The 14,543-nt window shown below is 70.9% G+C and carries 14 protein-coding genes; 7 read left to right on the forward strand and 7 right to left on the reverse strand.

Translation table 11 applies throughout. From position 1 onward, the window contains the following. Positions 1-4: 4 nt before the first annotated feature. The gene (locus tag BM109_RS32915; protein WP_093352536.1) at positions 5-973 is read left to right on the forward strand and encodes a Bug family tripartite tricarboxylate transporter substrate binding protein; all 969 of its coding nucleotides are present in this window, start codon (positions 5-7) and stop codon (positions 971-973) included. Between the two features lie 47 nt (positions 974-1,020). Continuing rightward, a complete protein-coding gene (locus BM109_RS32920) occupies positions 1,021-1,809 on the forward strand; it encodes a class II aldolase/adducin family protein (protein ID WP_218159434.1) in 789 nt (262 codons plus the stop codon). Between the two features lie 7 nt (positions 1,810-1,816). Here BM109_RS32920 and BM109_RS32925 read toward each other — a convergent pair whose 3' ends face one another. Beyond that, positions 1,817-2,422, reverse strand: a complete 606-nt coding sequence (locus BM109_RS32925; RefSeq protein ID WP_093352538.1) for an FMN-dependent NADH-azoreductase — start codon at positions 2,420-2,422, stop codon at positions 1,817-1,819. 144 nt (positions 2,423-2,566) lie between these two features. Between BM109_RS32925 and BM109_RS32930 the strand changes: the two genes are divergently transcribed. The 4 genes from BM109_RS32930 (at position 2,567) to BM109_RS32945 (ending at position 5,239) form a co-directional block, all read left to right on the forward strand. Beyond that, the gene (locus BM109_RS32930; RefSeq protein WP_093352541.1) at positions 2,567-3,988 is read left to right on the forward strand and encodes a MocR-like pyridoxine biosynthesis transcription factor PdxR; all 1,422 of its coding nucleotides are present in this window, start codon (positions 2,567-2,569) and stop codon (positions 3,986-3,988) included. Between the two features lie 119 nt (positions 3,989-4,107). Further along, on the forward strand, positions 4,108-4,572 hold the full coding sequence (locus tag BM109_RS32935; RefSeq protein ID WP_093352544.1) for a carboxymuconolactone decarboxylase family protein: 465 nt from the start codon (positions 4,108-4,110) through the stop codon (positions 4,570-4,572). A 2-nt stretch (positions 4,573-4,574) separates the two neighbouring features. Then, positions 4,575-4,895, forward strand: a complete 321-nt coding sequence (locus BM109_RS32940) for a DMT family transporter (protein WP_093352546.1) — start codon at positions 4,575-4,577, stop codon at positions 4,893-4,895. Positions 4,896-5,011: 116 nt separating this feature from the next. After that, positions 5,012-5,239 (forward strand): hypothetical protein, encoded by a 228-nt coding sequence (locus tag BM109_RS32945; protein ID WP_143129300.1) that lies wholly within the window; start codon positions 5,012-5,014, stop codon positions 5,237-5,239. A 19-nt stretch (positions 5,240-5,258) separates the two neighbouring features. Here BM109_RS32945 and BM109_RS40960 read toward each other — a convergent pair whose 3' ends face one another. The 3 genes from BM109_RS40960 to BM109_RS32960 are packed head-to-tail and all read right to left on the reverse strand — an operon-like array spanning position 5,259 to position 10,052. After that, positions 5,259-7,919: an AAA family ATPase gene (locus BM109_RS40960; protein ID WP_143129301.1), complete on the reverse strand. Its 2,661-nt coding sequence runs from the start codon at positions 7,917-7,919 to the stop codon at positions 5,259-5,261. Then, positions 7,916-9,049 carry a metallophosphoesterase family protein gene (locus BM109_RS32955; RefSeq protein WP_093352550.1) on the reverse strand — a complete coding sequence of 378 codons (1,134 nt, stop codon included), beginning with the start codon at positions 9,047-9,049 and terminating at the stop codon, positions 7,916-7,918. Before BM109_RS32955 ends, BM109_RS40960 begins: the two co-directional genes overlap by 4 nt. A 58-nt stretch (positions 9,050-9,107) precedes the next feature. Then, on the reverse strand, positions 9,108-10,052 hold the full coding sequence (locus tag BM109_RS32960; RefSeq protein ID WP_057592669.1) for a LysR family transcriptional regulator: 945 nt from the start codon (positions 10,050-10,052) through the stop codon (positions 9,108-9,110). Between the two features lie 136 nt (positions 10,053-10,188). On the opposite strand from BM109_RS32960, the gene BM109_RS32965 reads away from it, so the two are divergent. Then, a complete protein-coding gene (locus BM109_RS32965; protein ID WP_093352553.1) occupies positions 10,189-11,700 on the forward strand; it encodes a CoA-acylating methylmalonate-semialdehyde dehydrogenase in 1,512 nt (503 codons plus the stop codon). Between the two features lie 165 nt (positions 11,701-11,865). On the opposite strand, the gene BM109_RS32970 is transcribed toward BM109_RS32965, so the two are convergent. From BM109_RS32970 to BM109_RS32980, 3 genes are all read right to left on the reverse strand, one after another. Continuing rightward, positions 11,866-12,204 carry a hypothetical protein gene (locus BM109_RS32970; protein WP_143129302.1) on the reverse strand — a complete coding sequence of 113 codons (339 nt, stop codon included), beginning with the start codon at positions 12,202-12,204 and terminating at the stop codon, positions 11,866-11,868. A 115-nt stretch (positions 12,205-12,319) separates the two neighbouring features. Next, the gene (locus BM109_RS32975) at positions 12,320-12,775 is read right to left on the reverse strand and encodes a surface-adhesin E family protein (protein ID WP_256222920.1); all 456 of its coding nucleotides are present in this window, start codon (positions 12,773-12,775) and stop codon (positions 12,320-12,322) included. 180 nt (positions 12,776-12,955) lie between these two features. Continuing rightward, complete coding sequence (locus BM109_RS32980; protein WP_093352557.1) at positions 12,956-14,542, reverse strand: PepSY-associated TM helix domain-containing protein; 1,587 nt, start codon at positions 14,540-14,542, stop codon at positions 12,956-12,958. Position 14,543: the final 1 nt, after the last annotated feature.

A 14,543-nucleotide genomic window follows, 5' to 3' on the forward strand; every position in this document is an offset into this window, starting at 1 on the left:
CGCCATGAACCGCCTGAAGAGATTCACGAGCCTGCTCGGTCTTGTCGCACTGGCCGGCGCCAGCACCGCCGCGCCCTGGGCGCCCACCAAGCCGGTGCGCATCATCGTGCCGATCACCGGCAGCACCAACGACACGGTGGCGCGGCTGGTGCAGCCGAAGCTGCAGGAGGCGCTGGGCCAGCCGGTGATCGTCGAGAACCGGCCCGGCGCGGGCGGCAACATCGGCGCCGACTACGTCGCCAAGTCACCGCCCGACGGCCACACGCTGCTGGTGGGCTACAACGGGCCGATCGCGATCAACGCCACGCTGTTCCGCAAGATGCCCTTCGATCCGCGCAAGGACCTGGCGCCGATCACGCTGGCCGTGACCTCGCCGCAGTACCTCGTGGTCAATGCCGACCTGCCCGCGAAGACGCCGGCCGAGTTCGTCGCACTGGCCAAGGCGCGCAAGGGCGGGCTGTCGTATGCCTCGGTGGCGGTGGGCAGTGCCTCGCACCTGACGATGGAGATGCTGAAGTCCGCCGCGCAGGTCAACATCACGCACGTGCCGTACAAGGGCGCCGGCCCGGCGCTGGTCGACCTGGTGGCCGGCAACGTGCAGAGCGCCTTCCTGGTGCCGGGCAACGTGCAGCAGTTCGTCAAGGACGGCCGGCTGCGCGTGATCGCGACCACGGGCGAGAAGCGCTTCGCGAACGTGCCCGAGGTGCCGACGATGGTCGAATCGGGCTATCCCGATTTCGTCGCCACGTCGTGGGTCGGCTTCCTCGCGCCCGGCGGCACGCCGCGGCCGGTGATCGACCGGCTCAATGCAGAGATCGTGAAGATCGTACGCTCGCCCGAGATCAGCGCGAAACTCCGGGAGCTGGAATTCGACGTGGTGGCCGGCTCGCCCGAGGATTTCTCGCGCTGGATCGACAAGGAAGTCGACCGCTGGGGTGCGGTCATCAAGTCGACCGGCGCCACCGTCGACTGACCAGCACACCCCTCACGATCCGAATGAAGAACCCAGGAGACACACGAATGACGATGGATGCGGCCTCGGCCCCACCCGCTCCCCCCGCGCCGGCCGGCATGCCGGCCGCCGAATGGACCGCCCGGCTCGACCTGGCCTGCTGCTACCGGCTGTTCGATCACCTCGGCTGGACCGAGCTGATCTTCAACCACATCACGCTGCGCGTGGACGAGGCCGGCGAGGGATCGGAAGCGCGCTACCTGATCAACCCCTTCGGCCTGCACTACGCCGAGGTCACGCCACGGAACCTGATCTGCACCGACATCGGCGGCAACTCTCGAAGCGAGAGCGCCTACACGGTCAACAAGGCGGGCTTCGTGATCCACAGCGCGGTGCATGCCGCGCGGCCCGATGCGCACTGCATCATGCATGTGCACACAACCGCGGGCTGCGCCGTCGCGTCGAAGGAGGAAGGCCTGCGGCACGACAACTTCTACAGCGCGATGATGTACGGCGACGTGGCCTACCACGACTACGAGGGCGTGACCACGAACCTCGACGAGCAGCCGCGGCTGGTGCGCTCACTCGGCCAGGCCAACCACCTGATCCTGCGCAACCACGGGCTGCTGACCGCGGGGCCCGACATCCCGACCGCCTTCAACCGCCTGTGGACCTTGCAGCGCGCCTGCGAGATCCAGCTCGCGTCCGATGCCGGGCGCGGGGCTAACCGTGCGATTCCCGCCGAGATCCTCGAGACCGTGCCGGCCACGCGCGTCGCGGGGCGCGGTCCGGTGAACCGGCTGGTGTTCGAGGCCATGCTGCGGCGCGCGGGCATCTCGCGCGCGATGTTCGCCTGAGCCCGGACTAGCTCGCGAAGTGCGCCGCGAGCGCGAGGTCCGCCGCGGACCTCGCCTCGGCCACGGCCGCCTCGCCCAGTCCCGTGCCCTGCACCGAGAAGAAGTGCAGCTCGGTGAGCCCGATGCTGCCGAGGATGGCGCGCAGATAGGGCGTGAGGAAATCGGGCTGCCGCGCCCGCTCGCCCGAGAAGCGGCCGCCCGAGGCGATCGCGATGAACACGGGCCGGTCGCGCAGCATGCCGACCTTGCCTTCGGGCGTCATGCGGAAGGTGCGGCGCGCGCGCACCACGTGGTCGATCCAGGCCTTGAGCACCGAGGGCAGGCTCAGGTTGTGCATCGGCGTGCCGATGACCACGACGTCGGCCTTCTCGAGTTCCTCGATCAGGGCATCGGAAGTCGCGACCGCGCCCCGCGGCGCGACCTCGGCCGTGGCCGAGTGCTGCCCGAGCGCGTAGTTGGCATCGATGTGCGCGAGGCCACCGTCGCCGATCGCGCGCCGCACGAGCAGCGCCGCTGGCGCCTGCCCGCGAAGGTGCTCGACGATCTTGTGCGAGAGCCGGCGGCTCTCCGAGTCTTGCCCGCGCGGGCTGCAGTCCAGGTGCAGGATGTTCATCGTTCGCTCCCCATGATGTGATGGCGGCGATTCTAGGAATCGCATGGCCTGCCATGAAGAGCCATGAATCGACATCTCGAATGGACCATGATCGATGGCCCGGTGCTACGATCCCGCGCACCTTCTTCTCTCCTCGAGCACGCCATGGCCGCAGGGACCCTCACCCATCTCTCGCCGCTGGACCCGAAGTCGCCGGAGCCCTACTACCGGCAGATCTACGGACGCTTTCGCAACGCGATCGCGAGCGGCACGCTGAACCCCGGCGACCGCATCCCCTCGGCGCGCGCGCTCACGCAGGAGCTGGGCCTGGCGCGCGGCACCATCGATGCCGCCTACGGCCTGCTCGCGGCCGAGGGCTACATCCAGGCGCGCGGGCAGGCGGGCACGGTGGTGTCGCCGAGCCTGCGGCCGCGCATGCCGGTCGCGCGCGAGCAACCGGCGCCCGCGGCCCGCCCCTACACGCCGAGCTTCCGGCCCGATTCGATCCTGCCGTTCCAGATGGGCCTGCCCGCGCTCGACGTGTTCCCGCGCAAGATCTGGGCACGGCTCGGCGCGCGCGCCGCGCGCGCGATGCAGCCGATCGACATGACGCACCCGGCCGTGCCGGGCCTGCCCGCGCTGCGCGCCGGGATCGCCGCCTACCTGCATGTGTCGCGCGGCATCGACTGCGCGCCTTCGCAGGTCTTTCTTACCTCGGGCTACCGCCACACGCTCGAGCTGATCGCGCAGGCGCTGCTCAAGCCCGCGGACCGCGTGTGGTTCGAGAACCCCGGCTATCCGCCCACGCGTGAACTGCTGGCCGCGATGCGGCTCGCGGGCGTGGCCGTGCCGGTGGATGCCGAGGGCCTGGTGGTGGCCGAGGGCCTGCGACTCGCCCCGAAGGCGCGTGCCGCGGTGGTCACGCCCGCGCACCAGAGCCCGCTGTGCGTCTCGCTGTCGCTGCCGCGCCGGCTCGCGCTGCTCGACTGGGCCCGGCGCAACCAATCTTGGATCGTCGAGGACGACTATGACGGCGAGTACCGCTATGCCAGCCGTCCGCTGCCCGCGCTCAAGAGCCTGGACCGCGACGGCCGCGTGATCTATGCCGGCACCTTCAGCAAGGTGCTCTTTCCGAGCCTGCGGCTGGCCTACCTCGTCGTGCCCGAGGCGCAGGTCGAGCGCTTCGAACGGACCCAGGCGATGTTCGCGGGCGGCAGCCCGCAGCTCACGCAGGCCATCGTCGCCGACTTCATCGCCGAAGGGCATTTCGCGCGCCACATCCAGCGCATGCGCAGGCTCTATGCCGAGCGCCGCGACGCGACCCGCATCGGCCTCGAGCGCGTGCTCGGCGCCAAGGTGCGCATCGACGAACAGCCGGGCGGCATGCACCTGATCCTGCGGCTGCAGGGCCGGCGCTCCGACCGCCGGCTGGTCGCGCGCATGCGCGAAGAGGGCCTGTTCGCGGAGGCGCTGAGCGACTGGGCCGTCGACCGGGACATCGCGCCCGCGCTGATGGTGGCCTTCACGAACGTCGATTCCACCGCCACGGCCGAGCGGCTCGCACGGCGGATCCTGCCGCTGATGTGAAGCGCCGCGGCCGGATCATGGCCTAGAACGCAAGGCCGATCATGGCTCTTCTGAAGTAGACCAAGCCGCGGCACCATACGGTTCTTCATTCAACGCACATTGCTTCCAGAGGATCCGTCATGACCCATCGCATCGACTACGCCAAGGTTTCGCCCGAAGGCTACAAGGCCTTCGGCGGGGTGTACGCCGCGCTCCAGAAGAGCGGCCTGCCCAAGGAACTGGTCGACCTCGTCTACCTGCGCGTCTCGCAGATCAACGGCTGCGCCTACTGCATCGACATGCATTCGCGCGACCTGCTCAAGGGCGGCCTCGCCGTCGACAAGCTGGTGCTGGTGCCTGTGTGGCACGAGGCCGGCGCCGTGTTCAGCGCGCGCGAACGCGCCGCGCTGGCCTGGTCGGAATCGGTGACCCGCGTAGCCGACACCGGCGTGCCCGATGCCGACTACCAGGCCGCCAGCGCCGAATTCAGCGAGAAGGAACTGGTCGACCTGACCTATGCCATCGGCCTGATGAATGCCTTCAACCGCCTCGGCGTGACCTTCCGCGCCACGCCGGCGGCAGCCGCGGCCGCCGCCAAGGCCTGAGCGTGGCCTGGACCCTGCTCGGCATCGCCGGGCTGCTGGAGATCGCCTTCGCCTTCGCGATGAAGTCCTCCGAGGGCTTCACGCGGCTGGTGCCGGCCCTGTTCACGGTCGCCACGGGGCTGTCGAGCGTGGTGCTGCTGTCGTTCTCGATGCGCACCCTGCCCATGGGCACCGGCTACGCGGTCTGGACCGGCATCGGCGCGGCGGGCACCGCGATCGTCGGCGTGCTCGCGCTCGGCGATTCGGCGGCGCCGCTGCGGCTGCTGTGCATCGCGCTGATCCTCGCGGGCGTGATCGGGCTCAAGCTGGTCGCGGCCGACTGAGCAGGCCGCCGCCAGGCGCAGGAGGCATTCAGTTACATGCGCCATCGGCGCCGTCCGACGTGCCTCCCCCGGCGCCCCTCGCGATCATTGCGGCCATATTCCTGGAGGTTCCCAAAATGGCTGTGGCGCAAAAGAACTGGATGGCGGATGGCGGCGGCCACAAGGAGGCATCGCTCGCCACATGGACCGTGCTCGTGTCGCTGCTGGTCGTCGTCGTCACGATGGCCTGCCTCTACCTCGCGGTGCAGCGCGAGCGGGCGGCCGTGGCGCAGGCACCGGTTTCGGTGCAGACGCAACCCGAAGAGATTTCGCTGGCGAGCATGCCGGTCGGGCTGGCCAAGTAAGGCCCGCTCACGAAGCTCTTCAGGCGAGTGGCCGCAGCGCCACGCCCATGTCGCGCCAGTCTTCGGGGTGACAGGTGAACAGCAGCACCTGGTGCCGCTGCGCCGCATCGAACAGCACGCGCTTCATCTGCGCCAGCCGCGGCGCATCGCTGTGCACCAGCGCGTCGTCGAGGATCAGCAGGGTCGGACGGCCCGCCTCCTGCAACAGGTCGGCATAGGCGAAGCGGCTGATGAGCCGCAGTTGCTCGCGCGCGCCGAAGCTCAACTCCTGCAACTGCCCGCTCTCCACCGCGCCGCCCAGGCGCGCGCGCGTGAGCATGGCGGGCGCGAGTCCCGCATCCATCTCCACCGTGGCGCCGGGCATCAGCAACGGCAGGTAGTGCTGCATGCGCGCCTGCAGCGGTGCCTGCAGCCGGGTCAGCGTGGCCTGCCGCTTCTGCTCCAACTTGCGGCACAGCAGCGACAGTGCCTCGGCACGGCGCTGCAGGTCGGCCTGCCGGCGCTGCGCCTGCGCGAGCTGGCCGGCCAGCGCCTCGCGCTGTTCCTCGAGGCCCTGGGCGCCGGCCTGCTGCAAGCCGCTCTCGAGCACCAGCAGCTGTTCGCGCCGTTGCTGGTGGCCGCGCATCAGTTGCTCGATGCTGCGCCGCAGCCGCTCGATGTCCTGCAGCACGATGTCGGGTCGCGCGGCCTGCAATTCGGTCTCGGTGAGATCGATGCGCGCGGCCAGGGCATCGGCCTCGGCGCTCGCGGCCAGCAGTTGCTGGTTCGCCTGCGCCTGACGCTGCTGACGGCCCGGGTCGGCCAGCGTGGCCTGCGCCGCGGCCAGTTCGCGCCGTGCCGCCTCGCTCGCGCCCTGCGCGGCCGACTGGCGGCGCTGCGCCTCGCCCAGGGTCTTGCGCAGCGCCTGCTCGGCCGCCACGGCGGCTTCCTGCGCGGCCTCGGCCTCTTCCATCGAGGGCAACTCGCCCTCGGGCGGTGCGGGCAGCCGCTCGAGCGCGACCTGCGCGCCCGCATGGCGGGCCTGCGCCTGGGCATGCTCGCCGCGCAGCGTGTCGATGCCGCGCGGCGCGACGATCGCCAGCGCCTGCTGCGCGAGCCGGGTCTGGGCCTCGAGGTCGGCCGCGGCGCGCTGCCGCGCCTGGGCCTGCGCGACCTCGTCGACGCCGAGCGAGCGCAGCGCAGCCTGCAGCGCCTCGCGCGCATCGGCATGCTGTCGCGCCAGGACCGCGAGATCGTTGCCGCCGGGCGTGATGATCAATTGGCCGCCACCGGGCAGGTGCAGCGTGGCGGGCGCGTCGACGAGCCGTTCGCCCTCGGCGCGCAGCTCGTGGCTTTCGCCGCGCGCCTGCAGGCGCAGCGCCTGGCCTTCGGGCAGCACGAACTGCAATCGCGTGGCGACAGCCTGGCGGCGCAGGTCGGCATCGCGCTCGGCGCGCTCGAGCTTGAGCAGCCGATCGAGTTCGGCCGGCTGGATTGCCGGTGTGGACGCGGCCGTGGCGCGCAGGGCCGCGAGCCGCTCCTGCGCTTCCTCGGCGCGCGCGAGGTTCTCGGCATGGCGCGCGACTTCGGCCTGCGCCTGCTGCAGTTGCTGCTGCAGGCCGCGCCGCTGCGCTTCCTGGCTCGCCGCGCGCCAGGCCTCGCGCGCGGCATCGACGCGCCGTTGCGCCGCGTCGGCCTGCGTGCGCGCCTGGGCCACGGCCTCATCGCTCTCGCGCAGTTGGCGCTCCGCCTCCTCGGCGGCCCGCTCGCGCGCCTGCGCGGTCGCCTGCTGTTGCGCCAGGCCTTCGAGCGCCTTGGCGAGCAGGTCGCGCGTTTCCTGCAGCTGCCGCAGCCGCGCGCGGTCGCCAAGCAATTGCGCCTGGCCGGCCTGCAGTGACTCGTTGCGCGTCTGCGCGGCCTGCAGTTCCGCGCGCAGCGCGTCCCAGGGCCGGGCCGTCTCGTCGGCCTGGTGCTGCTGGCGCATCAGCGCGAGCTGGTCGACCTGCTCGCGGTAGGTGGTGATCTGCGCATCGAGCGCGGCCCGCTGCGCCTGCAGCGCGGCGGCCTGCTCGATGACCTCGGCATAGGCGGCGCGCGGCTTGCCGGTCGAGGTCAGCAGCTCGTCGCGCTGCGCGCGCAGACTGTCGAGCAGCGCATCGCCGCCGCTCGCGGCCAGCGGCGCCGCGGCATCGCCGGCCGGGTCGCGCAGCGCATCGTGCAGGTGGTCGCGCGCATGGCTCACGTCGAGCTCCTGGCCGCGTCCCTGCTCCACCCACAGCAGACCCGGAATGCCCCAGTTCTCGGGCCGGCTCGCGCCCTTGGCCGCGAACGAGAAACCGAACAGCTGCGCCAGGTGGTCCTCGGCCTCGGTGCCCTCGAGGCTGCGCGCGCCGGCATCGAGCACGCAGCGCTTCTTCGCGAGGAAGCTCTTCATGAGCCGGTGCGGCTGGCCGTCGAGCAGGAAGTCGAGCTCGACCTGCGGCGCGGCGCCCGTGCCCTCGCCCCAGGGGCGCAGGTCCTCGACCTGGGTGGAACGGTGGCGCTCGAAGAAGGCCGCGCGGATGGCGCGCACCAGCGTGCTCTTGCCGGCCTCGTTGGCGGCCGCGACGATATTGAGGCCGGGCTCGAAGCCGTCGAGTTCGAACGGCGCGCGAAAGCGCCGCAGCTGCTCGACGCGCAAGCGGGTGATCTGCAGCTTCATGGCCGGGCCCCCTCCGCCGCGCCGCGTGCGAGTTCGGCCGCGAGCAGCGCCAGCGCGTCCTGCGCGATGCGCGCCTGCGCCGGGTCCGCGCCGGCCTGGGCCTCGCGCAGCTCCTGCATCACCTCGCCGAGGTAGCCGTCGGCGCGCAGGCCGGCGATGTCCTCGTCGGTGGGCTCGAGCCGCAGCGCCGACAGGTCGGCCTGCAGGTGGCGTGCACGCGCCTCCGCGCGGCCGATCGCGGCCTGCAGCCGCTGCAGCCCCGCGAGGTCGATGCGGCCCTGCACGCGCAGGTCGACCACGTCGTGCGCATCGAGCCCCTCGAGCTGCGCTTCGAGCGCATCGGCGTCGGTCGCGACCTGCAGCACGCCGGCGATGGCCTGCCAGCGGAAGCGGCCGACCTGCAGCTGCGTGACGCGCGGCTCGGCACCGGGCGCGTCGATCTCGACCAGCAGCGCCTGGCCCGAGCCGTTGTCCTTGAAGCGGTCGGGCTCGGGCGTGCCCGCGTACCAGGTGCGCGCGTCGATGCGCTTGCAACCGTGCCAGTCGCCGAGCGCGAGGTAGTCGAGCCGCGCGCTCGCCGCGCGCTCGGGCGCGATCGGGTTGGCCGAATCGATGTCCTCCGACAGCAGGCCCTGCACGCTGCCGTGCGCGAGGCCGATGCGCAGCAGGCCCGCGGGCGTGTCGGCCTCGTCGAACCAGGCCGTGAGGTCGTTGTAGGTGTGACGCTGCGCGAGCGGCGCGGGCAGCACCGCGAAGCCCTGGGCCTCGAACAGGCGCAGCTCGGGCGCGAGCAGCAGGTGCACGTGGGACGGCACCGCGCCCAGGCGCTGCGCGCGCGTCCACACGCTCTCGGCCAGCGCGGCGTCGTGGTTGCCGGGGATCAGCAGCCAGGGGCCGGGATAGGCGGCGAGCGCATTGAACAGCCGGCGCAGCGTGCGCTCGGACACGGTCTGGGCATCGAACACGTCGCCCGCGACCAGCACAGCGTCGACCCGGTGCTCGAGCGCGAGCGCGGCGAGGCGTTCGACCACGGCGATGCGCGCCTCGGCCAGGATCGGCGCGTGCTCGGGGTCGAAGCTCGCGAACTGGCGGCCGATCTGCCAGTCGGCCGTGTGGAGAAAACGTGTCATGAAAGGATGGGAGGGTGCGGCGCGCTCGCGCCGTGGCGTTGCATTGTCGGTGCTTCGCTCACGCGTCGAAGCCCTCGGCCAGCGTCTCGCGCAGCCAGGCCACGAACACGGCCACGGCGCGCGGCACATGGGTGGCATAGGGACGGATCGCATAGAGCTTCTCGCCGAAGGCCCCGACCGAGCGCCATTGCGGCAGCACCTCCTGCAGCTTGCCCGACTGCAGCGCCGACTGGGCGCTGAAGTCGGGCACCAGCGCGATGCCCAGGCCGCTCACGGCCGCGTCGCGCAGCGCCTCGCTGTTGTTGGCCACCAGCGGCCCCGACACCGGCACCGTGATGCGCTGCACCGCCGCCTTCGAGGCCGCGGCACGCGCCTCGAAATGCCAGGTCGGCGTTTCCTGCGCGCGCGGGTAGTGCAGGCAGTCGTGCTCGGCCAGCGCCTGCGGTTCGCGCGGCGTGCCGCGGCGGCGCAGGTAGGCGCGGCTCGCGACCAGCACCGAGCGGGTGTCGCACAGGGTCCAGGCGACGTGGGTGTCGGGCGGCGCGGCCGTGTGGCGGATCGCGAGGTCGAAGCCCTCCATCGCGAGCGAGCTCAGGCGGTCCGACATGTCGAGTTCGATGCGCACCTCGGGCTGCGCGCGCAGGAAGGCCGCAAGCCGCGGCACCAGTTGCTGGCGCGCCAGCGCCACCGGCGCCGTGACGCGCACCAGCCCGCGCGGCACGCCGGCCAGGTCGCGCACGCCCTCGAAGCTGTGGGCGATCTGCTCGAAGGGCCCGCGCATGTCTTCCACCAGCCGCTGGCCGGCCTCGGTGAGCCGCACGCTGCGCGTGGTGCGCTGCACCAGCGAGGCGCCGGCCGCGCGCTCGAGCTCGGCGATGCGCTGGCTCATGGCCGCCTTGCTCACGTTGAGCCGCAGCGCCGCCGCCGTGAAGCTGCCCTGCTGCGCCAGCACCGTGAGCCAGTGCAGGTGGGTCCAGAGCGACTCGATATTTTGGGTCTTCATGGATCCATTGTTCACTATCGCAAACAATAAGTTCAAGCTTCGCGTCTAGGCGAGGACGACCGCGCTGCCTAAACTGGCCCTCGACCCCCCGCATTCCTTCGCATCCCCGCCTCCTTCCACACGAGAGACACGCACCATGCCCATCCAGTCCATCGATCACTACATCGCCGGCCAGGCCGTCGCCAACACCTCGGGCCGCACGCAGGACGTGACCAACCCCGCCACCGGCGCCGTCACCGGCCGCGCCGGCCTGGCCGACGCCAGCCAGGTCGCCGCCGCCGTGGCCGCCGCGCAGGCCGCCTTCCCGGCCTGGGCCGACACGCCGCCGATCCGCCGCGCACGCGTGATGTTCAAGTTCCTGCAGCTGCTCAACGAACACAAGGACGAACTGGCCCACCTGATCACCGCCGAGCACGGCAAGGTGTTCACCGACGCGCAGGGCGAGGTCAGCCGCGGCATCGACATCGTCGAGTTCGCCTGCGGCATTCCGCAGCTGCTCAAGGGCGACTTCACCGACCAGGTCTCGACCGGCATCGACAACTGGACCCTGCGCCAGCCGCTGGGCGTGGTCGCGGGCATCACGCCCTTCAACTTCCCGGTGATGGTGCCGATGTGGATGTTCCCGGTGGCGATCGCCGCGGGCAACACTTTCATCCTCAAGCCCAGCCCGACCGACCCGAGCCCCTCGCTGCGCATCGCCGAGCTGCTCAAGCAGGCCGGCCTGCCCGACGGCGTGTTCAACGTGGTGCAGGGCGACAAGGCCGCGGTCGACGCGCTGCTCGAGCATCCCGACGTCAAGGCCGTGAGCTTCGTGGGCTCGACCCCGATCGCCAACTACATCTACGAGACCGGCGCGCGCCACGGCAAGCGCGTGCAGGCCCTGGGCGGCGCCAAGAACCACATGGTGGTCATGCCCGACGCCGACATCGACCAGGCGGTCGACGCGCTGATCGGCGCGGGCTACGGCTCGGCCGGCGAGCGCTGCATGGCGATCAGCGTGGCGGTGCTGGTGGGCGACGCGGCCGAGAAGATCATGCCGAAGCTGATCGAGCGCACCAAGACCCTGAAGGTGCTCGACGGCGAGAACCTCGAGGCCGAGATGGGCCCGATCGTCACGCGCGCCGCGCACGAGCGCATCACCGGCTACATCGCCCAGGGCGAGAAGGAAGGCGCGAAGCTGCTGGTCGATGGCCGCCAGTTCGACGGCGCCAAGGCCGGCAAGGGCTGCGACGACGGCTTCTGGATGGGCGGCACCCTGTTCGACCACGTCACGCCCGAGATGCGCATCTACAAGGAAGAGATCTTCGGCCCGGTGCTGTCGTGCGTGCGCGTCGCCAACTTCAAGGACGCCGTCGACCTCGTCAATGACCACGAATTCGGCAACGGCGTGAGCTGCTTCACCCGCGACGGCAACGTGGCCCGCGAATTCGGCCGCCGCATCCAGGTCGGCATGGTCGGCATCAACGTGCCGATCCCGGTGCCGATGGCCTGGCACGGTTTCGGCGGCTGGAAGCGCTCGCTGTTCGGCGATATGCACGCCTATGGCGAGGAAGGCGTGCGCTTCTATACCAAGCAGAAGTCGATCATGCAGCGCTGGCCCGAGAGCACGCCGAAGGGGGCGGAGTTCGTGATGCCTACGGCGAAGTAAGCGGCTCGACGTTTCGTTCGCTGATTGAGCGCCCCCTCGAGGGGCAATGCAGCCGCCGCGGGGAAACCCGTTGGCGGCTGCGTGCATTGGCGGTCATGGCACGGGCCGACGACGGAATGGGGACTGCTTCATACGTCGGGGTCGATGCGGTAGTCCCGTTACCGATCATCCTCGCTTGGCAACATCCTCAACGGATCGAACACGCAGCTTCTGCTCGCGCAGATGGTTGACCAGCAAGGTAGCCATGTCCTGGGTGGAGAGCTTGCCCGCCCGCTTCAGTGAGATCAGCAGATCCTGGACCTCGCCAGAGCGGGCCTCGTCACCCGCCAGCAGCGTGGCCGTCTCTGCCCATCGATCCGTGGGGGTGATGGTGTAACTCACACCGAACTTGAGCGCGAGGTCGCGGATGAAGGTCGCTACACCGGTGGTGGGCAACACCAGATCGCAGCAAGTGCGCCCCTCGTGCGCGCGCGATGGCGGGTGCATGCGATCCTCGAGTTTCATGGGTGCCTTGGTGTCGCTTCCTTTTTATCACCTTACCCAAGAAATACTCGAAACTTCAATCCCATCAATAGCTTACGTTGACAAATCATGCCGGTCGGTCGGCAACCCGCACTGCTCAGCTCGCCCGCATCCGGCAAGCCGCCCGCACGATCCGCGCCGTCGGATTCGGCGTCATGTCGAGAAAACGCATCGGCTTCGGCGCCGCGCTGTAGTCGGCGATCTGGTGCGGCTCGCCGCGCCACAGCGGCTCGGCATAGAAGCGCGCCTGCACATAGGTCGCGCTCTTCGCGTGGCAGTCGAAGACCACGCGCGATTCGTACGAGCGGTAGGGGACGCGGTCCCAGTTGAAGCGCGGGCCCGAGCGGTTCACGCGCACATTCATCTCGATCAGCGGCTTCTCGGGCGCGGCCTCGCCTTCCGCGGGCGGCGGTGCCGCGATGCGGTTGGGGTCGACCTGCACCGTGTCGGCCGCCTTGTCGAGCGGATCGCCGACCACGGTGAACCATGCGGGCTGCGCCCACGCCAGGCTGCCCGCCACTGAAAGACCCGCCGCCAGCCACCAATGCCTCACGCGTTTGCTCCTCGTTGTTGCGACCGGGCCCCGCCGGGTCGGCAGGGAAAATAACCGAAGAATCCGGTTCGCTGACACAGGAATTTACAGTTTGGGGACATCCCGGGCTTGTCGGACAGCGGCGTGGCGGGCCTGCGGAAAGCGCGCCGTTGCCGCGCCCGGCGCGAGCGCGTTCCGGGCTCAGCCTGCCGGCCGAGGTGCAGGCGCCGCCCAGACGCTGTCCGCCGGCCCCTCGCGCATGCGGCGCGCCGTGCGCAGCGCCATCCAGGCAAAGGCACCGGCGCCGAGCAGCGCGATGGCGTCCACGCCCAGCGTATCGGCGCGCAGCCACGACCCCGAGGACGGCAGCAGCCACCCGGCGATGCTGGTCAGCGGCACCGCCAAGGTCGCGGCCGCGGCCAGCCAGAGCAGCTCGACGGCGCCCCGCGAAGCGCCGCGCAGGAGGGCCCAGGCCACGCTGCCCAGGAACACCGCGTGATAGACCTGCTCGCGCCACGGCGCCAGCACCTCGCCCTGCCAGGCCCACAGCCACTTCTCGGCCGCCACCGTGAGCGACAGCGCGGCCATGCAGCCCAGCGACACGCCGACCGTGCCCGCGGCCATCCACCGACTCGAGCGGCGTTGCTCGACGGGCACCCCGCCGCGCTCGGCCCGCCGGCGCGACTCCACCCACAGCAGGTTGCCCGAATAGAAGAGAAAGGCCCCGGCCAGCCCGAGGAAGAAGTAGCCCCAGCGCACCGTGCCGCCGCCATAGGCGCCGAAATGCAGCGCGAAGAAGGCCGAGACCGAGGCCATCCAGCCCGATTGCTGCCCCGCCAGGTACTCGGTGTGCAGCAGCCGGCCGTCGACCGCGCTCGCCAGCACGAACGAACCCTGCGCCTGGCGCGTCATGCAGCACGGCATGTCGCCCGCGATCCAGACCGCGGCACCGGCCGTGCCGGCACCACGGAAGCGCAACGTGTGCGGCACGAAGCCCTCGGCCTGCGCACGCACGCGCGCCTCGAGCGCGGGCAGCGGCAGCAGCGCGGCCGGCGCGGGATCGGGGCGGATCGCGCTGAAGGGGCCGCTGGCCTTCCAGATCTGCTCGAAGCGTGGCTCGCCGTAGACCGCGGCCTTCTGCGCGTCGTAGATCAGGTCGTGCATGCCGAACACCACCGCGCTCAGCGCCATGACCAGATGGAACGGCAGGCTCACGATGCCGATCACGTTGTGCGCGTCGAGCCACATGCGCTTGAGGTTGCGCCCGACGCGCAAGGCGAAGAAGTCCTTCACCAGCGTCGGCCACAGCACGACCACGCCCGAGACGATCGCCAGCGCATAGAGCGCGCTGACGATGGCCATGACCAGCGTGCCGGTCTCGAGGTCTACCGGCAGCGCGACGGTGCGGTGCACCACGTCGATGAACTGGCCGAGGCCAGCTGGCGCGTCAGGTGCGATGCGCAGCGTGCCGTCGGGCGCGAAGCTGGCGCGCCAGCCGCTCTCCTCGCCGCGCGCCTTCCACTCGATGCGCTCGGGCGCGCCGTGGCGCGCCCGATGCAAGGTGAAATCCGCGCGCGCATCGGGCCGCGCGGCCAGCGTCTGCGCGATCAGTTCATCGGCGCCCGGCGACGGCGCCGCCGCCACGGCGGGCGGCGTGGCCCAGCGGTCGAGCGGGCCCTTGAACATGGTCAGGGCGCCGGCATAGAAGGCGATGAAGAGCGCAAGGCCCGCGACGATGCCGGTCCAGGTGTGGACCGTCTTGTAGGTGCGAAGGGTGTCGGCGCGCATG

This window comes from Variovorax sp. PDC80, assembly GCF_900115375.1.
Taxonomy (GTDB): domain Bacteria; phylum Pseudomonadota; class Gammaproteobacteria; order Burkholderiales; family Burkholderiaceae_C; genus Variovorax.